At 45.2% G+C, this 20,534-nt stretch carries 23 protein-coding genes; 12 read left to right on the forward strand and 11 right to left on the reverse strand.

Features of this window, described 5'->3' with window-relative positions; translation table 11 throughout:
• The first annotated feature begins 18 nt into the window (after positions 1 to 18).
• The 10 genes from ICN47_RS01335 to ICN47_RS01380 all read left to right on the forward strand — a co-directional run bounded on the left by ICN47_RS01335 (position 19) and on the right by ICN47_RS01380 (position 8,770).
• Positions 19 to 828, forward strand: a complete 810-nt coding sequence (locus ICN47_RS01335; RefSeq protein ID WP_068321263.1) for an enoyl-CoA hydratase/isomerase family protein — start codon at positions 19 to 21, stop codon at positions 826 to 828.
• Positions 829 to 850: 22 nt separating this feature from the next.
• Complete coding sequence (locus ICN47_RS01340) at positions 851 to 2,032, forward strand: ABC transporter substrate-binding protein (protein ID WP_216218112.1); 1,182 nt, start codon at positions 851 to 853, stop codon at positions 2,030 to 2,032.
• A 95-nt stretch (positions 2,033 to 2,127) separates the two neighbouring features.
• Positions 2,128 to 3,000, forward strand: coding sequence for a branched-chain amino acid ABC transporter permease (locus tag ICN47_RS01345; RefSeq protein WP_255538874.1), 873 nt, complete (start codon positions 2,128 to 2,130; stop codon positions 2,998 to 3,000).
• Positions 2,993 to 3,976 carry a branched-chain amino acid ABC transporter permease gene (locus tag ICN47_RS01350; RefSeq protein WP_216218114.1) on the forward strand — a complete coding sequence of 328 codons (984 nt, stop codon included), beginning with the start codon at positions 2,993 to 2,995 and terminating at the stop codon, positions 3,974 to 3,976. The genes ICN47_RS01345 and ICN47_RS01350 overlap by 8 nt, the downstream gene beginning before the upstream one ends.
• Positions 3,976 to 4,731, forward strand: a complete 756-nt coding sequence (locus ICN47_RS01355; RefSeq protein ID WP_255538875.1) for an ABC transporter ATP-binding protein — start codon at positions 3,976 to 3,978, stop codon at positions 4,729 to 4,731. Before ICN47_RS01350 ends, ICN47_RS01355 begins: the two co-directional genes overlap by 1 nt.
• Entirely contained in the window at positions 4,728 to 5,438 is a 711-nt protein-coding gene (locus tag ICN47_RS01360) for an ABC transporter ATP-binding protein (RefSeq protein WP_216862580.1), read from the forward strand. Before ICN47_RS01355 ends, ICN47_RS01360 begins: the two co-directional genes overlap by 4 nt.
• A gap of 19 nt (positions 5,439 to 5,457) precedes the next feature.
• Positions 5,458 to 6,444: a tripartite tricarboxylate transporter substrate binding protein gene (locus ICN47_RS01365; RefSeq protein WP_255538876.1), complete on the forward strand. Its 987-nt coding sequence runs from the start codon at positions 5,458 to 5,460 to the stop codon at positions 6,442 to 6,444.
• 32 nt (positions 6,445 to 6,476) lie between these two features.
• Positions 6,477 to 7,901 carry a UbiD family decarboxylase gene (locus tag ICN47_RS01370; protein WP_216218115.1) on the forward strand — a complete coding sequence of 475 codons (1,425 nt, stop codon included), beginning with the start codon at positions 6,477 to 6,479 and terminating at the stop codon, positions 7,899 to 7,901.
• 12 nt (positions 7,902 to 7,913) lie between these two features.
• Positions 7,914 to 8,492 (forward strand): UbiX family flavin prenyltransferase, encoded by a 579-nt coding sequence (locus tag ICN47_RS01375; protein ID WP_216218290.1) that lies wholly within the window; start codon positions 7,914 to 7,916, stop codon positions 8,490 to 8,492.
• Complete coding sequence (locus ICN47_RS01380) at positions 8,489 to 8,770, forward strand: DUF4936 family protein (RefSeq protein ID WP_216218116.1); 282 nt, start codon at positions 8,489 to 8,491, stop codon at positions 8,768 to 8,770. The genes ICN47_RS01375 and ICN47_RS01380 overlap by 4 nt, the downstream gene beginning before the upstream one ends.
• A gap of 61 nt (positions 8,771 to 8,831) precedes the next feature.
• Here ICN47_RS01380 and ICN47_RS01385 read toward each other — a convergent pair whose 3' ends face one another.
• On the reverse strand, positions 8,832 to 9,386 hold the full coding sequence (locus ICN47_RS01385) for a phasin family protein (protein ID WP_216218117.1): 555 nt from the start codon (positions 9,384 to 9,386) through the stop codon (positions 8,832 to 8,834).
• Positions 9,387 to 9,597: 211 nt separating this feature from the next.
• Between ICN47_RS01385 and ICN47_RS01390 the strand changes: the two genes are divergently transcribed.
• Complete coding sequence (locus tag ICN47_RS01390; RefSeq protein ID WP_216218118.1) at positions 9,598 to 10,485, forward strand: DMT family transporter; 888 nt, start codon at positions 9,598 to 9,600, stop codon at positions 10,483 to 10,485.
• Between the two features lie 97 nt (positions 10,486 to 10,582).
• Complete coding sequence (locus ICN47_RS01395; protein WP_216218119.1) at positions 10,583 to 11,581, forward strand: serine hydrolase; 999 nt, start codon at positions 10,583 to 10,585, stop codon at positions 11,579 to 11,581.
• 9 nt (positions 11,582 to 11,590) lie between these two features.
• On the opposite strand, the gene ICN47_RS01400 is transcribed toward ICN47_RS01395, so the two are convergent.
• The 10 genes from ICN47_RS01400 to ICN47_RS01445 all read right to left on the reverse strand — a co-directional run bounded on the left by ICN47_RS01400 (position 11,591) and on the right by ICN47_RS01445 (position 20,523).
• Complete coding sequence (locus ICN47_RS01400; RefSeq protein WP_216218120.1) at positions 11,591 to 12,415, reverse strand: IclR family transcriptional regulator; 825 nt, start codon at positions 12,413 to 12,415, stop codon at positions 11,591 to 11,593.
• Between the two features lie 83 nt (positions 12,416 to 12,498).
• The gene (locus tag ICN47_RS01405; protein WP_216218121.1) at positions 12,499 to 13,530 is read right to left on the reverse strand and encodes a quinone-dependent dihydroorotate dehydrogenase; all 1,032 of its coding nucleotides are present in this window, start codon (positions 13,528 to 13,530) and stop codon (positions 12,499 to 12,501) included.
• An 8-nt stretch (positions 13,531 to 13,538) separates the two neighbouring features.
• Positions 13,539 to 14,285, reverse strand: coding sequence for an arginyltransferase (locus tag ICN47_RS01410; protein WP_216218122.1), 747 nt, complete (start codon positions 14,283 to 14,285; stop codon positions 13,539 to 13,541).
• Positions 14,282 to 15,019, reverse strand: a complete 738-nt coding sequence (aat, locus tag ICN47_RS01415) for a leucyl/phenylalanyl-tRNA--protein transferase (protein ID WP_216218123.1) — start codon at positions 15,017 to 15,019, stop codon at positions 14,282 to 14,284. Before aat ends, ICN47_RS01410 begins: the two co-directional genes overlap by 4 nt.
• Before the next feature lie 8 nt (positions 15,020 to 15,027).
• The gene (locus ICN47_RS01420; RefSeq protein WP_216218124.1) at positions 15,028 to 15,588 is read right to left on the reverse strand and encodes an NUDIX hydrolase; all 561 of its coding nucleotides are present in this window, start codon (positions 15,586 to 15,588) and stop codon (positions 15,028 to 15,030) included.
• A gap of 9 nt (positions 15,589 to 15,597) precedes the next feature.
• Positions 15,598 to 17,430: a bifunctional chorismate-binding protein/class IV aminotransferase gene (locus ICN47_RS01425; protein ID WP_216218125.1), complete on the reverse strand. Its 1,833-nt coding sequence runs from the start codon at positions 17,428 to 17,430 to the stop codon at positions 15,598 to 15,600.
• A 21-nt stretch (positions 17,431 to 17,451) separates the two neighbouring features.
• Positions 17,452 to 18,027, reverse strand: coding sequence for a peptidylprolyl isomerase (locus ICN47_RS01430; RefSeq protein WP_216218126.1), 576 nt, complete (start codon positions 18,025 to 18,027; stop codon positions 17,452 to 17,454).
• A gap of 72 nt (positions 18,028 to 18,099) precedes the next feature.
• Positions 18,100 to 18,726, reverse strand: coding sequence for a 2-hydroxychromene-2-carboxylate isomerase (locus ICN47_RS01435; RefSeq protein ID WP_216218127.1), 627 nt, complete (start codon positions 18,724 to 18,726; stop codon positions 18,100 to 18,102).
• Positions 18,723 to 20,036, reverse strand: coding sequence for a replication-associated recombination protein A (locus tag ICN47_RS01440; protein ID WP_216218128.1), 1,314 nt, complete (start codon positions 20,034 to 20,036; stop codon positions 18,723 to 18,725). Before ICN47_RS01440 ends, ICN47_RS01435 begins: the two co-directional genes overlap by 4 nt.
• Before the next feature lie 7 nt (positions 20,037 to 20,043).
• Positions 20,044 to 20,523: a DUF3429 domain-containing protein gene (locus ICN47_RS01445; protein ID WP_370626234.1), complete on the reverse strand. Its 480-nt coding sequence runs from the start codon at positions 20,521 to 20,523 to the stop codon at positions 20,044 to 20,046.
• Positions 20,524 to 20,534: the final 11 nt, after the last annotated feature.

Consider the following 20,534-nt stretch of genomic DNA (forward strand, 5'->3'; position numbering starts at 1 on the left):
TTTTACTAGAAAGACCTTATGACTACTATTTTGAAACATCCTTTTAGCAATATCCTAGACAACCTTGACGGGTTCTATGTGGAAATTGATGAGGCTCATCAAAGGGCTGACATTGTTTTAAAGAGGCCTCCATTTAACGTCATACAAATGCCTCAGCGCGATCAATTACGAGCTGCATTTGAGGCTTTAGATGCTGATGACCGTGTCCGCATCATTGTATTGAGGGCAGAAGGCGAACATTTCTCTAGCGGTGGCGATATTAAAGGCTTTTTAGAGGCAACACCCGAGCATGTATCCAAGCTTGCTTGGAATATTGCCGCACCTACGCGCTGTACTAAACCTGTGATTGCAGTAAATCATGGCTACTGCTTCGGAGTGGGCTTTGAAATTTCACTAGCATGTGATTTCCGTATAGCGGCTGAATCAACTTTGTATGCTTTGCCAGAGCAAAAGTTAGGACAAATTCCTGGCTCAGGCGGATCGGCACGTTTACAAAAAATGGTAGGAATCACCCGAACTAAAGATATTGTGATGCGCTCCAGACGTATTAAGGGTCAGCAAGCCTATGAGTGGGGTGTTGCAACCGAATGCGTTCCAGACGCAGAGCTTGCGAGCGCCACATCTAAATTGGTTGATGAATTGCGCGCATTCTCACCTATGGCCCAGAGAACGGCCAAAAAGATGCTTAATGAAACGGAGGACTGCTTGTTAACTACAGCTATTGAAGTTGAAGGCCATTGCTACAGCCGCTTGCGTAACTCAGAAGATTTTAAAGAAGGGGTTGAAGCATTTCATGGAAAGCGCCAACCAAATTTTGTTGGTCGTTAATTTATTAAAGGAGACGTACATAATGAAAAAGCAATTTCAAACAAAGAAAATCGCTCTAGCGGTTGCCTTAAGCCTTGGCGCATCATTGGTTTACGCACAAACCGGCCCAATCAAAATCGGTGTTGTGACGCCTTTATCGGGTACGTACACACCAATTGGTGAGCAGGTAAAAATGGGTTTAGATCTAGCGGCAAAAGAAATTAATGCAACCGGCGGTATTAATGGTCGAAAAATTGATTTGATTTACGAGGACGAAGAAGCAAACCCGGCAGTTGCAACTCAAAAAGCAGAGAAGTTATTTCAGGTAGAAAAAGTAGAGTTTTTAACTGGAACAGTTAACTCAGGATCTACTTTAGCTGTAGGGCAGTTGGCCGAGCGAAATAACAAGCTGATAGCAACGACAGTTTCATTTGCTGATTCAATTACAGCAGATAAATGCTCGCCAAACGTTTTTCGTGTGAATGCTCGCGCTGGAATGCAATCTGCAGCATTGGCAGCTTGGGTGGATAAGGAGATTCCGAAGGCTAATATTTTCTTTATAGGCCCTGACTATGAGATGGGACGCAGTACCGTATCAGCTTTTAAGAAAGCATCTACTGAAAAAGGTGCCAAGGATGTTGGTGAAGTCTTTGCACCACTCGACAATAAAGACTACTCACCATATTTTGGTCAGGTAAGAGCTGCTAAGCCTAATGTTATTTATACCTCTGTGGCCGGTAACGACACGGTACGCTTATTTACTCAAATGGATGAGTATGGCGTGAATAAAGGAGTAACCATTATTGGTGCTTCTGGGACAGTCACATCGCAAAATATGGGTGCGATTGGAAAATCTGCAAATGGATTCGTTACTGGTGTTGGCTACTCTCCTAAGTTAGATAACCCAGCTAATAAAAAGTTCGTAGCTGATTTCCAAAAAGCCTATAACAAGCTTCCTGATCTTTATGGTGCTGACTCCTATGGCCTTTTATATTTTTATAAGGCCGCGGTTGAAAAAGCGAAATCTACAGAAACCGACAAAGTTCGAGCTGCCATGAATGATCTTAGTTGGCAAACTCCACAGGGCACGAAGAAAATGCGTGCCGGTGATCACCAGGCGATGCAAGATATGTTTGCGGTTCGCGTAGAGAATGGCGAGTTCAATATTGTTGGAAGAGTACCTTCAGACCAGGCAATTGGGCCTGATACATGCGCTCGTTTTTAATTAATTAGTCAATTACTCCACATCCTTCCTGTGCGGATGTAGAGTTTTTGGCTTGAGAATTTCATTAAGGGATTGGGTTTTCAATGCTAGAGAGCTTGCAATATATTTATGCGCCACAGATAGTCAATGGACTTTCAATCGGCGTTGCTGTGGTCCTCATGGCCTTGGGTTTAACCATTATTTTTGGCTTGCTAGACGTCATTAATATGTCGCATGGCGAATTTTACGCAGCTGGCGCATTTATCAGCGTGAGTCTGATGGCGATGGGTGTGTCATTTTGGTTATGCCTATTATTAGTTCCTTTGTTATTGATTCCAATTGGTTTTGCAATGGAAAGGCTGTTGATTCAAAAAGTATTTCACTATAAAGACCGACATATTCTGACTCTGCTACTGACATTTGGTGTTGCGATGGTTTTGGAAGATGGTTATAAGATTGTTTGGGGTGCTAACCCAATCAAGCCTAGCGCTCCAATCTCTGGCGCCAGTGAATTATTGGGAGTAATGTTTCCAAATTACCGACTATTTCTAATGGTGTTCGGTGCTTTAATTATTTTCTCTGTATGGGCTCTAATTTATAAAACTCAGCTTGGGGCGATTGTGAGGGCTTCAGCATATGACAAAGATATGAGCTCTTCGCTAGGAATACCGGTGATGCGAGTTTATGCGCTGACTTTTGCATTTGGCGTTGCCTTGGCTGGCCTAGCGGGGGTGTTACTTGCTCCAATCTATTCAGTTTTCCCCACTATGGGAAGAGATTTTATTTTAATGGCCTTTAGCGTCGTCATTGTCGGCGGTCTTGGAAGTATTAAGGGTGCAGTTATTGCAGGAATTTTATTAACGCAATTGCAATCCATCTCTTCGTTATTCATTTCGCCGGTCTGGTCCGATCCCCTAGTCTTTACGGTAATGGTGCTGGTATTGATGTTTAAACCATCTGGTTTATATGGGGGCATGAAAAATGCGTAATCCCCAGGTCAAGGCTATTCGTCTGATTGAAATACTTTTGCTGGTCTCCGCAGTTGGCTTATTTGTCATTGGCAGTATTTTGGGTGACACCTTTTTCTTGAGATTGGCTACAGAGTCGTTAATCTTTGGTGGATTAGCGATGTCTGTAGATCTTTTACTGGGAATAGTAGGGTTGCTATCTCTCGGGCAAGCATTGTATTTTGGTTTTGGCGCCTATCTATCCGCTTTAGTTTTAAAAGAAATTTCCCCATCATTTTTCTTGGCCATAGGCGTTGTCACCCTATCATCTATCGTATTGGGGTGGTTAGCGAGTTTTGTGGCGCTGAGATCTAAGGGTGTCTACTTTGCATTAATAACCTTTGGATTAGCGCAAGTAGCTGCTAAGGTTGTCTACAACGCTCGAAGTCTCGGGGCATCAGATGGGATGATGGGCGTACCCATTTTGCAAATCTGGACCCCATTTGGTGTTGTTGATGCTGGCCATCCAGGTGCATTTTTTGTAATTACTATGCTTACTATTGGCGCCTTGTATGCAGTCTTAAAATATTTTTTGACTACTCCTATGGGTTCTATTTGGCATGCAATTAGTTCTAATGAGGATCGTTTGGCTTACCTCGGTTATAAATCCAAAGGGCCAAAACAGGTGGCATTTATTTTGGCATCAGTAGTTGCAGCGGTTTCTGGCGCCCTCTATCCGATGTTAAGAGGTTTTGTTTCTCCCGAGCTGATGTTCTTTAGTGTCTCTGGAAATGCTGTTGTAACCGTTGTTTTGGGTGGGGTAGGAACTTTAATCGGACCCATATTGGGCAGCGTTCTTCTAACCTCATTTAAGTCCATCATTGGTACCTGGACAGTACATCATCATATTGTTATCGGACTTATCTTTGTGGTGGTAGTAGTTTCCGCTCCCAAGGGCATTGCTGGTCTGCTAACAAAATATTTTGGAAAAATTCATTCTCACAAAGGAGGGGAGTGATGAAGAATGAAGAAATGATTCTTAAGGCAAAAAGTCTTAGTAAGCGCTTTGGCGGTCTTACCGCTGTAGACGATGTGAGCTTTGAAGTAACGCGTTTAGGTGTTACTTCGATTATTGGTCCAAACGGCGCAGGCAAGAGCACGCTCTTTAATTTGTTGAGCGGTACTTTTATGGCTGATTCTGGATTGGTGGAGCTTGACGATCAAAATATTACACGCATGAGTCCTGAGGGGCGCTTGTCATGCGGGATGGCTCGATCATTTCAGATTACCAACCTCTTTTTTGATCTCTCTGTGATTGATAACTTAAGAATTGCAAGTCAAGCATTAGAGTCGCGTTCTAATTTGTTCTTACCTTTAAGCAAAAGCACTATCGCAATGGATCGAGCTAACGAATTATTAGAAGAATTTGGTTTGCTGGAATGCCGTGATCAGCTTGCAGGGGCCTTATCCCATGGTCAGCAAAGACGTCTTGAGATTGCTGTGACATTGGCAACTCGGCCAAAACTTTTGTTATTAGATGAGCCAACCCAAGGCATGTCTCAGGGTGATACTCAGGATACGGCTGAGCTCATTAAGCGCCTGGGATTAAAAATTACAGTTTTATTGATTGAGCATGACGTGGATCTTGTGATGGATTTATCTAAAACGGTGATCGTCATGGCGCAAGGCAAGAAATTAGCGGAAGGCATTCCTAGTGATGTACGCGCTAATCCGCTTGTTCAAACGGCATACTTTGGTGAGGAGTTGGCATGATTTTGGAGATGCATGATGTACATGTCAACTTGGGTTTGTCCCATGTTTTACAGGGCGTCAATTTATCTATTAAGCCTGGCGAGACTGTAGGCGTATTTGGAAGGAACGGGGTTGGGAAGACTACTATCGTCAAAACCATTGCCGGCTGGCATAAACCTTCCCAAGGAAAGATATTATTTCAAGATCAAGCTATTGAAGCCTTACCCCCAAATGAAATTACCCGCTTGGGTATGGGTTTGGTGCCTGAGGATCGAAGAATATTTCCTGGCTTAAGTGTTGAGGGAAATCTGAAACTAGGGTTAATGCAAGTTCAGGCAAGCGAGCGTAAAGTCGCTGAGCAACGTATACAAATGGTCTTTGAGCGATTTCCGCGATTAAGCGAACGCCGAAATCAATCAGGTACTACTTTGTCTGGTGGCGAACAGCAAATGCTAGCAATGGCTCGTGTATTAATAGGCAATCCAAAATTACTATTAATTGATGAGCCGACAGAAGGTCTTGCCCCAATGGTAGTGGCAGATATCTTCCGTCTAATGGAGGAGCTTAAGGCTCAGGGAATTTCAATTCTATTAATTGAGCAAAATATTCATAAAGCCATTCATTTGTGCGATAGACATTATGTGGTTGAGCGGGGTAGGGTTGTGCTTGAAGGTAACTCTCAAGACCTTGAAGAGCGTAAAGAATTAATTAGGCGCGTTAGCGTTTAAAACAATACGGGAGATATTTATGAGAACTAAAACAGTAGCTTATTTTCTTTCATTAGCAGTTGGCATGCTTGGGCTTACTTCAGGCCAATTATTTGCGCAAGGCTCTGCGGCATATCCAGAGAAACCGATCACCATCATTGTTCCTTATCCTCCTGGCGGCTTTAACGATACGCTTGGTAGGATTGTTGGAAAAAAATTGAGCGATGCATGGGGCGTAAATGTAATCATAGAAAATAAGCCGGGTGCAGGCACTACTATTGGGACTAACTTTGTCGCCAGATCTGCGCCAGACGGTTACACAATATTGGTTGCTCAATTCCCATTTGCTGCCAATCCATTTATTTACAAGTCGCTTCCATATGACAGCAGTAAGGCATTTGCACCAGTTGTACTGGCAGGTAGAGCCCCTATGGTTTTGGTTGTGAATGAAAACTCCAAGATTAAATCGCTTGCTGACTTATTGGCTGCCGCCAAGAAAAGTCCTAGCAAGATCGACTATGGTTCCTCAGGGTCAGGATCTTCGGAGCATTTAGCAATGGCCCTATTTGAGAATATGGCTAATGTTAGCCTTAATCAAATTCCTTATAAGGGAAGCACTCCATTGTTAACGGATTTGGCTGGTGGTCAAGTAGAGGTTGCATTCGATGTATTTCCAATGGTTCGTCCATTTATTCAATCAGGAAAAATTAGGCCTATTGCTATTGCCACTGATGTACGGTCTCCGCTTTTACCTCAGGTTCCAACTGTTGCTGAGGCTGGATTAAAGGGGTACGAGGTATCTTCATGGCATGGGTTTATGGTTCCCTCAGGTACTCCACCTGCAATTATTGATAAGTTAAATAAACAGATTAATAGTATCTTGACTCAAGAGGATATTAAAAAGACGTTTAATGAGCAGGGGGTAGTACCTGATGGTGGAACAGCAAACCAATTTGATGCGTTTATTCGAAAACAAATGGAAATCTGGAAAAAAGTTGTTGTCCAGGCGGGAATTATTCCAGAGTGATATTTATTCTCCATATCTTATAGGCTGCCTCGATGAAAAAATTTACCGAACTTCGAACATGGCTAGCCCATCTTGCGAATACCAATCGCCTGCTTGCTACAAAAAAGAATGTCCTACTTAAGCATGAGTTAGCGGCAATAGCTAAGAAGCTAGATGGAAAAAGTAGTGTCTTTTTTCCCAATCCAAATGGGCACGTAATGCCGGTAGTTTCTGGTTTTATGTCTTCACGCTCCTGGATTGCCGAAGCAATGGGTGTTAGCGAGGCGGATTTACTGAATGCCTATCGTGTGGCAGCCGATAATCCGCTACCTTGTCACTTGGTTAAAGAAGCGCCTTGCCAGGAAGTTGTACATCAGGAGTTTGATGTGAGGACTCTATTGCCCGTGCCAACCCATAGCGAACATGATAGTGGGCCGTACATTACTGCTGGCTTGGTCATAGCGAAAAATTCTAAGACAGGTATTCAGAATGTATCAATTAATCGAATTCAAGTGAATTCAAAAGATCGTATGGCCGTGCTGATTTTGCCAAGACATCTTCATGCCTTTCAACAGGCTGCAGAAGAAATGAATCAGCCATTGCCTGTTGCCGTGGTGATAGGAGTTGACCCATTGACGCTTTTGGCTTCTCAAGCAATTGCACCGATTGATTCGGATGAGCTTGAAATTGCTGGCGCTCTGCACGGAGCACCTCTGGATGTAGTGAAATGCATAAGTAATGATGTATTGGTGCCGGCAAATGCAGAAATAGTCATTGAGGGTCATATTCCACCTAGGGTACGTGAGCTTGAGGGCCCCTTTGGTGAATATCCCAAATACTATAGCTCTCAAGAGAAGCGCCAAGTTATTGTGGTCGACATGGTTACACACAGAGAAGATCCAATCTTTCACACCATTGTTCCGGCAGAGTTAGAGCATCTATTGCTTGGTTCAATTCCAAGGGAGGCGACAATCTTGTCGCATCTGCGTAGAAGTTTTCCTGGTGTATTGGATGTTCATTTATCGCTCGGTGGAGTTGGGCGCTATCATCTTTATGTTCAGATCAAAAAGACACATGAAGGTTTACCTAAAAATGTAATTTCGGGCGCCTTCAGCTCTCACTATGATGTAAAGCACGTTGTGGTCGTAGATGAGGATGTCGACGTTCATGATCCAGCTCAGGTCGAATGGGCTATTGCAACTAGATTTCAGGCTAAACGTGGCTTGGTAGTTATTCATGACACGCAAGGTTCGGTTTTGGATCCGTCGACAACCGTTGGGTTGCCTGTTGATGCGGATGGAGTCATTCCGGCTCAATTTCAGGGTATGAGTTCAAAAATGGGTCTAGATGCAACTAAGCCGCTTACTTATGAGGGGCACGTATTTACCAAGGTGAAGGTTCCCGGTGAGGATGCGGTAAATCTAGATGCTGTGCTTGATCCTCAGTTTCCTATTGCTTCATATCTGAAATCAAATTAATTACTAGGAATCATTTTGAACAAACGCTTAATTGTCGCCATTACAGGAGCATCGGGAACGATCTATGGGATACGCATTCTTGAGGCCTTGAGGGATATTGGCGTTGAATCTCATTTGGTAATGAGTGACTCAGCAAAGTTGACTATGGCAGCTGAAACAAGTTACAAGCCAGCCCAAATTGAGGCTATGGCTGACGTTGTCCATTCGGCAAAAAATGTTGGCGCTTCCATCTCTTCGGGATCATTTAAAAGTCTTGGCATGGTCATTGCTCCGTGTTCAATTAGAACGTTATCAGAGATTGCCTGTGGGGTGACTAGTAGCTTGGTTTCTAGAGCTGCTGATGTGGTATTGAAGGAGCGCCGCCGCTTGGTATTGTTAGTAAGAGAGACGCCCTTACATTTAGGCCATTTACGTTCGATGTCTCAGGTTACTGAGTGTGGTGCGATTGTGATGCCTCCAGTACCCGCTTTCTATGCCAAGCCAAACTCTCTAGATGATATGGTAAGTCACACAGTTGGAAGATGCCTAGACCTTTTTGATTTAGATAATACGCTTGTAACTCGTTGGAATGGAATGGATGGCGGCAAATGAATTTATATGTTTACTTTAAATTTGTTGTTGGCGATCATCCACTGGTCTTGCGGTGTATTGGAGACATGCAAGATCAATTAGCGCTTGAATTTCCAGGTTTAGTTTGCGAATTGCTCAAAAGGCCTTTACCTGATCAGGATGGGAAGGAGACTTGGATGGAGGTATACCACGGGGTGGCAGCTGATTCAGTTGATTTCATAGAGCGACTTTCGCAGTTGGCCTTAAAAAATGCATTACCTCAGCCTCGACGAAATGAAGTATTTATTCCAATTGAGTAGCATCTCTAAAAATAAAAAAGCCCCGATGATTCGGGGCTTTTTTATTCAGATGAATTCTGAATTATTTCTTTTTAGCAGCCTTGCTTGCTGTAGCTGCTGTTTTCATCACAGCATCAGTAGCGCTGTTTAAGTTGGTTTGAGCAACTTCAACTGCATGCTTTACTGCTTTTTGACTTGTTTCAAAAACATTGTTTGCAGAAGCAATGGCTTGCTTCATTGCTTGAACAGCAGCATCAGATCCTGCTGGGGCATTCTTGGTCCAGTCTTCAACTAATGCATTTACTTTCTTTTGACCAGCTTGCAATTCTTTTTCAGCGGACTGAGTAAAGCTTGCTTGAGTTTCATGAGCTAAGTCATAAAGGTGACGGCTATAAGCCATAATTTTTTCTGCCATTGGCTGAACTGCTTCAGCTTGATGGGCGAGAAGTTGTTGAATATCTTTTACTTCCAAAGCTTTCTTGGCGCTGTTCATACTGTCGCTCAAACTTTGTTTAGCGATCTGCATATTTAATTCAACCAATTTCTCAATACTCTGGAGTGCTTGGTTTGTGAGGCCGCTCAAGGTTTCTAAATTGGCTTTTTGTGCAGCTGCGATTTGTTCTGGCGTTAAGTTCATATCAATCCCTTTCGTCTGGATTTACTGTTTGTTTGTACTCTTACTGGGTAAGGGTGTAAATAGCGTATGCACCATTATAAATCATTAATGTTGCAACGCAACATTAATATTCCCCCAAGGGCTGATAAGAAGGATTAGCAGGGGGATTCTCAAAATAAGCCTAAAATCGAGGATTCGAGAGAAAAATCCTAATAATTTCAGTAAGTTATCCATGAATCTACCCCTTGATAAGGTCATAGCGCCCATATTTGTTCTGATATGGAGTACGGGATTTGTGATTGCAAGGTTGGCAATGCCTTACGTGGAGCCTGCTACTTTCTTGTTTTGGCGATTTGCCGGTGTATTAATGGCTATGGCGGCCCTCAGTATGGTGTGGAAAATCACATGGCCCAACAGGGATCAGATAAAGCACATAGCTATAGCAGGGACAATGCTGCAATTTGGCTATTTAATGGGTGTTTGGGTGGCTGTTAGGTTGGGTATGACTGCAGGCTTAGTGGCGCTGATAGTCGGGCTACAGCCCATTCTGACCGCTTGGTTTGCTGCTTGGGTTTCAGAAAAGGTAACGCCGAAGCAGTGGATTGGTTTGGCATTTGGTTTTGCTGGTGTAGCTTTAGTTGTGGCGGCAAAAGTAGGCTTTCTCAATATTCCACTTATTAGCTATTTACTAACAATCGCTGCATTACTTTCGATTACCTTTGGGACGATCTATCAAAAAAAATACTGCCCAGTGTTTGATCTACGCGCTGGATCCTCGATTCAGTTTGGTGTCTCTGCAGTGCTCTCATTCCTTTGTATGTTCTTCTTTGAGACTGGCGTGATGGTTTGGAATGCCCCGGTAATTGGTGCTTTACTCTGGGCAATATTTCCCATCTCGATTGGCTCCATTAGCTTGCTGTTTATGATGATTCGCAAAGGGGCTGCAACTAAGGTCACTAGTTTGCTGTATCTCACGCCACCTACAACAGCGGTGATGGCATGGCTCTTATTCGATGAGCCCTTTACTATATTGATGGCTGCAGGCTTGGGATTAACGATGACTGGAGTTGTGTTGGTCAATGCGCGCCAGACTAATACGGTGGCAACCATTGCGGAGTAGGTGGAATGGAATAACCAAGATGGGGCTAATAAATCGCCTTGTTCTGGAGAAATTAATTATCATCTCGTATGTTGAAAGTTTTGGAAGGTATTTTGGGATGCATTTGAATCGATTTTGGCTCTTGGTTTGCGCAGTGCTATTCACCGGTGGTGTCTTAGTCAATGCACCTGCGTTTGCTGCCACTAAGGACAAGCAGAGCAAAACTACCAAAGTGGCTATCAAATCAGTTAAGAAACCCAAATCCGTTCGCGTTACCGTTACTCGCTCAACCGAACCTGTCGTAGCTGCAAGACCATCATTAGCATCTGCGCTTGGTATGCGCGGACAGCATGACGACTTGAGTCTTAAATCTAGTGTGGCCATGGTGGTGAATCAAGATACCAAAGAGGTTTACTTCGAAAAGAATCCCTCTGTCAGTTTGCCAATCGCTTCGATTACAAAACTCATGACAGCAATGGTAGTTCTCGATTCCAAACTGCCTTTAGATGAATCACTCGTCATTAATGCAGATGATGTGCATATCTATCGCACTTCACGCCTTGCGGGTGGGACAGTGTTAACCCGTGAAGAGGCGCTTTTGTTAGCGCTCATGTCCTCTGAGAACCGCGCTGCATATACCTTAGGCAGAAATTACCCAGGTGGCATACCGGCATTTGTAGACGCCATGAACCGTAAGGCTAAAGAGCTGGGTATGGATCATTCTCACTTTGCAGACCCTACTGGTTTGCTTAGTGAAAACGTTGCTTCCGCAGAAGATCTCACTCGCATGCTTAGCGCTGCCTATCAATACAAAATGATTCGGGAGTTTTCTACTTGGCCGGATCTCACAATGGTGATTGCTAAGCGCCCACAAAAATTCTTGAACACTAATCGCTTAGTGCGTGCAGGGGATATGAATATTGGTTTGCAAAAAACCGGTTTTATTAATGCGGCAGGAAAATGTTTGGTGATGCAGGCAAGGGTGAATAACACACCGTTGTTATTGGTTTTCTTGGACTCGGTTGGAACTCAGTCGCGTTTTGCTGATGCAGTGCGTGTGCGTGACTGGTATGAGCGCATGCCTTCAGGTGCGCAGCCTATTAGACGCTTGATGTAAAGTGGGGAGCTAGGTAGAGGCACCTGGCTCTAAAGACTTAGGCTTATAGCCCATCCCTTTAGAAATTTGTATGGCAGTTTCTTGTAGCGCTCTTAACCAATCGGCTTGAATACGATCAGTTGGTGCGCTCAGCGAGAGACCAGCTACTAATTTTCCAGTGTCATCTAAAATGGCGGCAGCAAGGCAGCTCACGCCAAGTTCTAATTCTTCATCATCGCGAGCATTACCCACTTTTCTGACTTGATTCAGTTCGGACTCGAGTTTGCTTAAATCAGTAATACTGTTTCTGGTGTGACCAGATAATCCAGTGCGAGTGACATAGGCACGAACTTGATTTGCATCATCACTGGCTAAAAATAGTTTGCCAACAGAGGTCAGATGTAATGGTGCTCTGCCACCAATTGCACGAACCACCTGCATGCCGGAGCGCTCGCTATATGCACGATCAATATAAACAATTTCATCGCCTTGGCGGACAGACAGGTTTACTGTTTCGCCGGTCAACTTATGAAGGGTGCGCATCGGAACTTGCGCGGCTTCTCGCACGGATAAGCGCGCCTTAACTAAGTTGCCTAGCTCTAAAAGCTTCAGCCCCAAGCGGTAGGTGCCACCATCACCGCGTTCTACCAAGCGGCAGGCAACCATGTCATTGAGGATGCGGTGTGCTGTTGAGGGATGCAATCCAGTGTCCTCGGCTAAGAACTTGAGACTGCTCGATTCTTCCTGCTCAGCTAGGGCATCAAGCAAATTCATCATGCGCTCAACCACCTGGATCGCTGTTTTACCAACTTCACCAGTACTTTTAGAGGTTTTGACGATTTTGCTATTGCTCATGGGGTTTATTGTAGCCATTCCCAGGCAAATTGCATATTGTGAAATGGGATTTTACGAAATCCCAAGCAAAAAACCCAATAAATCTAATGTCTTAGGGCGTTTGCGCACTCGGTGACTAGCTCGGGTCCTCGGTAAATGAGGCCGCTATAGAGTTGTACCAAGCTGGCTCCAGCCATGATCTTTTCACGGGCATCAGCGCCCGACATAATGCCGCCGACGCCAATGATGGGTAAATCATTTCCTAGTCTAGCTTTGAGTGTTTTGATCACTTGGCTAGAGGCCTGACGAACCGGCGCTCCAGATAGTCCACCAGCTTCATTACCAGATGCCATACCTTGAACTGCTTCACGCGAGATAGTGGTGTTGGTGGCAATGACGGCATCCATTCCAAATTCTAATAAGAGGTCAGCGATGAGATGTATGTCATCTTGATTAAGATCTGGTGCAATTTTTAAGAAGAGGGGTTTTTTAACGCCATAACGATCACTGAGTTTTTTTCTTTCTTCACTCAGTTCTCGTAAGAGCGCTCGTAACATTTCTTCACTCTGAAGGGAGCGTAGATGTTGAGTGTTGGGGGATGAGATGTTAACAGTGATGTAAGCGCTGATTTCATAGACGGCCTCCATTGCAGCAACATAATCTTTCGAGGCTTCTTCAATGGGCGTGCTGGCATTCTTGCCAATATTCATACCCAGTACGCCACCGTTCTGCCAAAATTGCGAGCGACGGACTCGGGCAACGCATGCCTCAACACCATCATTATTAAATCCCATGCGATTAATAATCGCTTGTGCCTCAGGCAATCTAAACATGCGAGGCTTAGGATTTCCAGGTTGTGGACGCGGGGTTACTGTGCCAATTTCTAAAAAACCAAAACCTAAGGCAGCCAAGGCATCAATATGTTTGCCATCTTTATCAAGACCTGCTGCCAGGCCTACTGGATTTGGAAACTCAATACCGCAAAGGGTATGGGGGTCGGCAACTGGCTTGCTAACAAAGCGCTGTAAGAGGCCCCAACGTTGCGCGCGATCTAAATTGCTGAGCGTGAGATTGTGAGCTTGTTCGGGATCAAGACAGAAAAGCCAAGGGCGTAAAAAGGAATAACTATCGATCATGGTGGATATTATGAACCAGACAGTAACTGCCAATGATCATCGATCAAGCCTTCCATGGGCTGGTACTTTGCCTTATAGGACATCTTTTCACTCTCTTTAATATAGTAGCCAAGATAGAGATAGGGCAAATGCAGATCTAAGCACTGTTGAATTTGCCAGAGGATGCTGTAACTACCGTAGCTGGCTGTACTGCTGCTGGTATCAAAAAAGGTATAGACCGAAGAGATTCCTTGCTCCAGAATATCGATCATACTCACCATGCGTAAGCGTCCTGGATGAGAGTCATGCGGCCCATCTCGAAACTCCACAATGCGTGAATTCACTCGGCTTTGAAGTAAAAACTGCATATATTGGTCTTGATCATCGCGATCCATCTCCCCACCAGCGTGCCGCTCATTTTGATAACGTTGATACAGTTGGTAGTGCTCATCCTTATAACCAAGATTGAGTACATGTGCCTCTAATCCGGCATGTTTTTTCTGGGCGCGTCGTTGGCTACGAGTCGGAACAAATTGATTTACCAGAATTCTTGTAGCAATGCACGCTCTACAACTATCGCAATAAGGGCGATAGGTATACAGGCCGCTTCTACGAAACCCTGCATTAATGAGTTCACCATAGACATCCGCATGAATCAGATGGGATGGCGTTGCCACCTGTGAGCGTGCCATGCGATTGGGAAGATAGCTGCATTCATAGGGAGCGGTAGCATAAAACTGTAGCGCAGTGAGGGGAAGTTCTTTGAGCTGGGTCATAACCAGTGAGCTAAGATAGTTTTATTAAAAGTCCAAGGTCTCTCAATAGTAGATGGGTTTAAAGATGTTTGCAGCTTAGCTAGAAACTCTGTACGGGGAATGGGTGCCGCCCCAAGGGAGTGAAGATGTGCAGTCTCTTGCTGGCAATCAATCATGCTAACTTGATTTTGTAGACACCAAGCGCTTAAAGCGGCTAATGCGAGCTTAGAGGCATTAGTTTCATAACTAAACATCGATTCGCCGAACACCATTGCTCCAAACGAAACGCAATAGAGGCCGCCAATCAGTTGCCCTTGATGTGCTACTGCAATGCTGTGGGCATGGCCTTGTTCATGAAGTGCTGTATATGCCTCCATGATTTCATGGGTAATCCAAGTGCCATCTTGATCTTTGCGTTTGCTCGTAGCGCAGGCACGAACTACCGCACCAAAGTCAGCATCGACGAGCAATTCTGATTCGGGATCTTGGCAAAAGTGACGCAGATGCTTTTTCAGAGAGTCGCTGCACTTAAAGTTTGCGGGATCTAAGACCATGCGGGGATCTGGAGACCACCATAGTACGGGTTGATTATCTGAGTACCAGGGAAAGATTCCAGTTTGATAAGCACGCGCGAGCTGCCCTGGATAGATTCTTTCGCTAACAGCCACTAAGCCAGGAACGCTTGGGTCCGGATCTGCATGGGTCAGCGGATCTGGAAAGGGGTCTTGTGGACCCAGCCAAATAATCTGACTCATCGTACTAATTAAATCTTTTCAGAGGGAAGAACATCGCGGCTACGCACATGAAATTCTTTTCCTGCTTCAAGAAGGCCGGCAGCACGATCTGCAAAAAACCATTCCAAAGTCTGTTTCACGGTAGGGAAGGCTAAGTCATCCCAGGGAATTTCATGTTCATGAAATAGGGCCACTTCAAGGCTCTCTTCACCAGCAGAAAAATCGGCATTGGCCATTTTTGCTAAGTAAAAGAGATGTACTTGCTCTGCATGAGCAACGTTGAGGAGGGAATATAGAGGACCAATTTCTACGATTGCACCAGCCTCTTCGAGGGTTTCGCGAGCGGCCCCTGCGCCAGTGCTCTCACCAAGCTCCATAAAGCCGGCGGGAAGAGTCCAGTAACCATGACGCGGAGCAATGGCGCGACGACACAATAAAACTTGCTCACCATAGACTGGAATACTGCCAACAACATTCCTGGGGTTTTGATAATGAATGCTGCTGCAGGCATCGCACACATATCGTTCACGAGAATCATCTGCCGGGATTTTTACGGAAAGGATATTGGCGCAGATAGGGCAAAACTTCATGACAGCTTTCTAAAAATGAGCCTGGATCGCTCCGCGAAGGGCATTCGTAAGCATAATCTCTTCCGCCATTGAAACATCTTTAATAGTCAAGTTAGCTTCACGGGCATTCAGGAGGGGGTCTGCGAGTAAGTTTGCGCGCATGACGCCCGGTAGCAGCCCTGCGGAAAGGGGTGGGGTCAGCCACTGTTTGCTGTCTTTTGGTCGAATGAAGATGCTGCTTCTTCCACCTTCGGTAACAAAACCCTGTTCATTAAGAAACAGGGCATCGAACCCCCCAAGCTCAACGGATTTTTGCCAAGCTTGGTCATAAAGCGCACGTTTGCTAACTTTATGTTGAAGTAGGGGGTCGCCAGAATACATCAAGCAATCACCTTGCAATATATCGGTTGCCCAAAATATTTTTACAGAATCGTGAAGCACATCTAGCGGGCCGATCGTACATGAGAAATGGCCGTCCATCGAAAGATCGAGTCTTAGTCGATAAACATGGTTCACATCGAGATTGTTACAGGCATCTAAAACACGAGTATTTGCGACGGAGCGATCAAATGAAATACCCAAAGCACATGCTGATGATTGCATGCGATCCAGGTGTGCAGATAAATTCAAGGGAGATGCATTCTTCAGGGCAATTGTTTCAAATATTCCAACAGCACTGGGAAGATCCATTAAAAAAGCAGACTTAATTCGACACTCTTCCCATTCTTGCGCAGCATCTGAGTCAATCGTGATGCCTGCGCCAACACCTAGCGTAAAAGTATTGCTATGCGATTGCGGGTCTTCTTCAATTTCAATCGTGCGAATCGGTACGCTAAAAGCAAAGTCGCCATCAGGATCAAGCCAGCCCAGCGCACCGCAGTAATACTCGCGGTCTTGTGCCTCTAATTCTTGAATGATTTGCATACTCCGCTTCTTGGGCGCGCCTGTTACTGAGCCACAGGGAAAAACAGCCTGCAGAACATCGGCTAAAGCAGTTTCGGGTTTAATCTGCCCTTGAACGGTAGAGGTCATTTGCAGAACGTCACCATGCCGTGCCACTTCAAATAAGCTTGGAACGGAAACTGTGCCTGGCAAGGAAATACGACTTAAGTCATTGCGCAGAAGATCTACGATCATCACATTTTCAGCTTGATTTTTTGGATCATCAGAGAGGTCGCTTGCACCAGAAGACAAAGCATTTGCCGTACCCTTCATCGGCATCGCTTTAAGAATCTCTCCTTGCTTTTGGATAAACAGTTCAGGAGATTGAGAAAGCAAATATCGATTGCCATTCGTATTCGATTGCGCGATATAAGCACCAAACCGACCAGGCTGACGCTTGCGGAGTCTGCTGTACAGCGCTAGAGGTGGCCCGTAAGTCTTGCCAGTAATTCGATAGGTGTGATTAATCTGATACGTATCGCCATTACGAATGTATTCCTGAATGCGAGCAATATCCTCAGTAAATTTTTCTTGGGTGATGGATTCAACTACATCCATTACGCCTGCAAGAACTTCCTCATTCCCTAAGCTTTTTAGTTGTTGCTCTAAGAATGCATCAACCTGTTCTTTAGAGAGCGTTTGATGAGTCTCAAATGACCAAGCTTCAATCAGAGGGTGGGAAGAGGTCTGTGCTCGTGGAGTCAGTTGATGAATAAATTTACCAAGCTCATAGGCAAAAGTTACTACAACAAAGTGCCCTTGCTGAAGGGCTTGCTGGATTTCAGCTAAGCACAGCTCAATTGCGCGCTGATCTTTGCCAAGGTCGCCACTAGGAAGAACGCACCATGATTGCAGCGGTGAGTCATAGAGGCGACTTGAGGGCTTAGCTGCGCTGCTTTGTGAATCGTCGAGCAGAATCATTGCAGCTAGCCTAAGTGCGTTTTATTTCAGAATGGTGGCAGATTCGATAGTGACCGTTTTGCTAGGCACATCAGCCATACGTCCCATGCGCGGTGCATTAGCAACCATCGTGGGTACTTTACGAATAGCATCAATGGTTTGAGTACCGGAGATCACCTTTCCAAAGACGGTGTAGCCATTGCCCATCGCATTTGGATAATCCAATGCTTGATTGTCTTTGACGTTAATAAAAAATTGGGCAGTAGCAGAGTCAGGATCAGAGGTCCGCGCCATAGCAATGGTATACGTATTGTTCTTCAAACCATTTTGCGCTTCTGATACTACCGGTGCATCCGTTGGCTTTTGTATCATGTCAGCAGTAAAGCCACCACCTTGAATCATGAAGCCATCAATCACTCGATGGAAAATAGTGCCGTTGTAAAAACCGCTTTTGACATAGTTCAAAAAGTTTGCAGTTGTCTTAGGCGCTTTATCGCCGTCTAGCTCTACTACAAAATTACCGAGGTTGGTCTTGAATTCTACTTTTGGACCTGCGAAGGCTGCATGAGTAGTTAGGCTGGCAATGCAGAAAATGAGGCTGGCAAAAATCTTGCGCATAAATACTCCTTGAATAAATGAAAACGAACACCTCATTGTATTGCGCAATGACCTACTGGGAGTGCAGTGAAATTAGCCTAATCCGTTAGGGACATTGCCGGCATAGGCATAAGAGGCTTCCTCAAACATCCCGGGTCTGGCGAGGTAGTCCAAGGTCCAGTCAATGGCATCTACACCCCAGAAACAGTGCTGATTGACTATCAGGGCAGGTATTCCAAAGGCACCATCAAGTTTGGCCTGATTCGTATTGGCAATCAGTTGCGCTTTGACTTCGGGATTTTCTGGTCTTGGGGTGTCTGCAGGCAAGCCTAGGTAAACGCAAAATTCTGACCAAGAAAGATTGGGGTCTTTGCCTTCTATCCACACATAGTCAAAAGCCCGTTCAACCATTGCCCAGTCGGCTTTTTCTTGAATCAGCAGACGCTGCGCTGCTATGGTTGTAAAGGGGTGGTGTTCCGGAAAGCGGAAAGGAATTCCCAGTTTTTCAGCTTGCCAAACGCAGAACTGATACGTGTGAGGGCGCTTGGCGGCAATTTCACCCGGGCCTTTGTTATCAGCCGCTCTTAACAAGCCTCCCAAGAGTATTGCTACTGGCGTGATATCCAATTTAGTTTCTAGGCGTGAGCGTTGCTTGAGATATAAGTAGGCAAATGGCGAAATAATGTCGTAAAAAAAAGTGGCCAGTACTTTTGCGCTCATTTCTTTTTGGCCTCTAGATCGAGATTGCGTAAAAAAGCCATCTTCTCCCCAATTTGGGTTTCGAGTCCACGGGGGACTGGCTCATACCAATGAGGTTCTACCATTCCATCGGGAAGATAGGTTTCACCAGCAGCATAGCCATGAGCCTCATCATGTGCATAGCGATATTCTTTGCCATGACCAAGCTCTTTCATAAGCTTAGTGGGGGCATTACGTAAATGATTGGGGACGGGCTGGGATTGATCTTTGGCAACATAGGCGCGTGCGGCATTAAAGGCTTTATAGCTCGCATTACTTTTAGAAGCCACGGCCAAATACACTACCGCTTGGCCTAATGCTAATTCACCTTCTGGTGAGCCCAGTCTTTCATAAGTTTGGGCGGCGTCGTTGGCTAGCTGCATAGCTCTTGGATCGGCTAAGCCGATATCCTCCCAGGCCATTCGAATAATGCGACGAGATAGATAACGGGGATCGACGCCGCCATCGAGCATACGGCAAAGCCAATACAGTGCTGCATCTGGGTTAGAGCCTCGTACCGATTTATGCAGCGCTGATATTTGATCATAAAACTGATCCCCGCCTTTATCAAAGCGACGCGCTTGTACGGTGAGTGCATTCTCAATGAAGAGTTGATCAATCACCTTGACTGGATTGCTTGGATTTGATGCTGCATTCCGAATCTGTTCGACGACATTAAGCAAACGTCTTGCATCACCATCGGCATTGTTGATTAAGGTATCAATCGCACTCTCTTCAAACGCGATCTCAGGCATTACAAATGCTTGTGCGCGCACAAATAATTGCTTGAGCTCAGCAGCATTTAAGGACTTTAGTACATAGACCTGCGCACGAGAGAGTAGGGCTGAATTCACTTCAAAAGAAGGATTCTCGGTAGTGGCACCAATAAAGGTAAATAAGCCAGATTCCACATGTGGAAGTAAAGCATCTTGTTGGCTTTTATTAAAGCGATGGATTTCATCAACAAATAAGATGGTTTGCTTGCCATACTGCGCCATGCTTTGTTGCGCCTGCTCAATCGCCTCACGAATTTCTTTGACTCCCGCTAACACTGCGGAGATCGCAATGAACTCACGATCAAAGGCTTTTGCTGAGAGACGTGCCAAGGTCGTTTTGCCAACACCTGGAGGCCCCCACAGAATCATCGAGTGAGGTTTGCCGGAAGCAAAGGCCAGATTGAGGGGTTTGCCTGCTGCTAATAAATGGGTTTGACCAATAACCTCTTCAATCGTTTTAGGACGTAGCGCTTCCGCTAGAGGCGGCGGCGGAGTGCTGTCAAAGAGACCGCTCATCGAAGCATCACGCCTGAATAAACAATATGACGAGTGCTGCCCAAGTAAGGCAGGCGGCAGCAACATAGGTTAAGCGATTGCGCATCGTCATGAATGCAGTGCGGGCTTCATCACTCGAAAAATAGTATTGATAGGTATTTTGATCAATATTGCGCTGAATAATTAAAGTCGCAGCTAAGATCAAGAGCCCGACTGGAATATAGATGTGCAAGGCTACCCACGCAACTAAAGCTGGAATCACTCCCCAAATCCAGGCATTACGATCTTCCCATCTATCGCCTGGAGGGGTCTTACCTAAAGTATGTAAGTTGGCGCCCCAATGCAAGGCTCCCATAAAGGAAGTAATGACTGCACCATAGCCTGCCAAAGATTCTGCACTTAAATAATTGAGCGGTGTTGGTGCCAACTGAACTAACAAAGCGAGGCCAACAAACGGAATTAATCCGGCATAAGCTAATTTAAGGACAAGAGGTGATATTGGGTTCACGTATTTTCTAT

The organism is Polynucleobacter sp. AP-Latsch-80-C2 (assembly GCF_018882185.1).
GTDB lineage: Bacteria > Pseudomonadota > Gammaproteobacteria > Burkholderiales > Burkholderiaceae > Polynucleobacter.

What these genes read in the sequence shown, in the direction of transcription:
- ICN47_RS01440 (WP_216218128.1), bottom strand. Translation starts at nt 20,036, where the DNA reads ATGAGCGGTCTCTTTGACAGCACTCCGCCGCCGCCTCTAGCGGAAGCG.
- ICN47_RS01380 (WP_216218116.1), top strand. Translation starts at nt 8,489, where the DNA reads ATGAATTTATATGTTTACTTTAAATTTGTTGTTGGCGATCATCCACTG.
- ICN47_RS01390 (WP_216218118.1), top strand. Translation starts at nt 9,598, where the DNA reads ATGAATCTACCCCTTGATAAGGTCATAGCGCCCATATTTGTTCTGATA.
- ICN47_RS01335 (WP_068321263.1), top strand. Translation starts at nt 19, where the DNA reads ATGACTACTATTTTGAAACATCCTTTTAGCAATATCCTAGACAACCTT.
- ICN47_RS01370 (WP_216218115.1), top strand. Translation starts at nt 6,477, where the DNA reads ATGAAAAAATTTACCGAACTTCGAACATGGCTAGCCCATCTTGCGAAT.
- ICN47_RS01425 (WP_216218125.1), bottom strand. Translation starts at nt 17,430, where the DNA reads ATGATTCTGCTCGACGATTCACAAAGCAGCGCAGCTAAGCCCTCAAGT.
- ICN47_RS01385 (WP_216218117.1), bottom strand. Translation starts at nt 9,386, where the DNA reads ATGAACTTAACGCCAGAACAAATCGCAGCTGCACAAAAAGCCAATTTA.
- ICN47_RS01340 (WP_216218112.1), top strand. Translation starts at nt 851, where the DNA reads ATGAAAAAGCAATTTCAAACAAAGAAAATCGCTCTAGCGGTTGCCTTA.
- ICN47_RS01395 (WP_216218119.1), top strand. Translation starts at nt 10,583, where the DNA reads ATGCATTTGAATCGATTTTGGCTCTTGGTTTGCGCAGTGCTATTCACC.
- ICN47_RS01430 (WP_216218126.1), bottom strand. Translation starts at nt 18,027, where the DNA reads ATGCGCAAGATTTTTGCCAGCCTCATTTTCTGCATTGCCAGCCTAACT.
- ICN47_RS01410 (WP_216218122.1), bottom strand. Translation starts at nt 14,285, where the DNA reads ATGACCCAGCTCAAAGAACTTCCCCTCACTGCGCTACAGTTTTATGCT.
- ICN47_RS01365 (WP_255538876.1), top strand. Translation starts at nt 5,458, where the DNA reads ATGAGAACTAAAACAGTAGCTTATTTTCTTTCATTAGCAGTTGGCATG.
- ICN47_RS01400 (WP_216218120.1), bottom strand. Translation starts at nt 12,415, where the DNA reads ATGAGCAATAGCAAAATCGTCAAAACCTCTAAAAGTACTGGTGAAGTT.
- ICN47_RS01435 (WP_216218127.1), bottom strand. Translation starts at nt 18,726, where the DNA reads ATGAGCGCAAAAGTACTGGCCACTTTTTTTTACGACATTATTTCGCCA.
- ICN47_RS01405 (WP_216218121.1), bottom strand. Translation starts at nt 13,530, where the DNA reads ATGATCGATAGTTATTCCTTTTTACGCCCTTGGCTTTTCTGTCTTGAT.
- ICN47_RS01355 (WP_255538875.1), top strand. Translation starts at nt 3,976, where the DNA reads ATGAAGAATGAAGAAATGATTCTTAAGGCAAAAAGTCTTAGTAAGCGC.
- ICN47_RS01420 (WP_216218124.1), bottom strand. Translation starts at nt 15,588, where the DNA reads ATGAAGTTTTGCCCTATCTGCGCCAATATCCTTTCCGTAAAAATCCCG.
- ICN47_RS01360 (WP_216862580.1), top strand. Translation starts at nt 4,728, where the DNA reads ATGATTTTGGAGATGCATGATGTACATGTCAACTTGGGTTTGTCCCAT.
- ICN47_RS01350 (WP_216218114.1), top strand. Translation starts at nt 2,993, where the DNA reads ATGCGTAATCCCCAGGTCAAGGCTATTCGTCTGATTGAAATACTTTTG.
- aat (WP_216218123.1), bottom strand. Translation starts at nt 15,019, where the DNA reads ATGAGTCAGATTATTTGGCTGGGTCCACAAGACCCCTTTCCAGATCCG.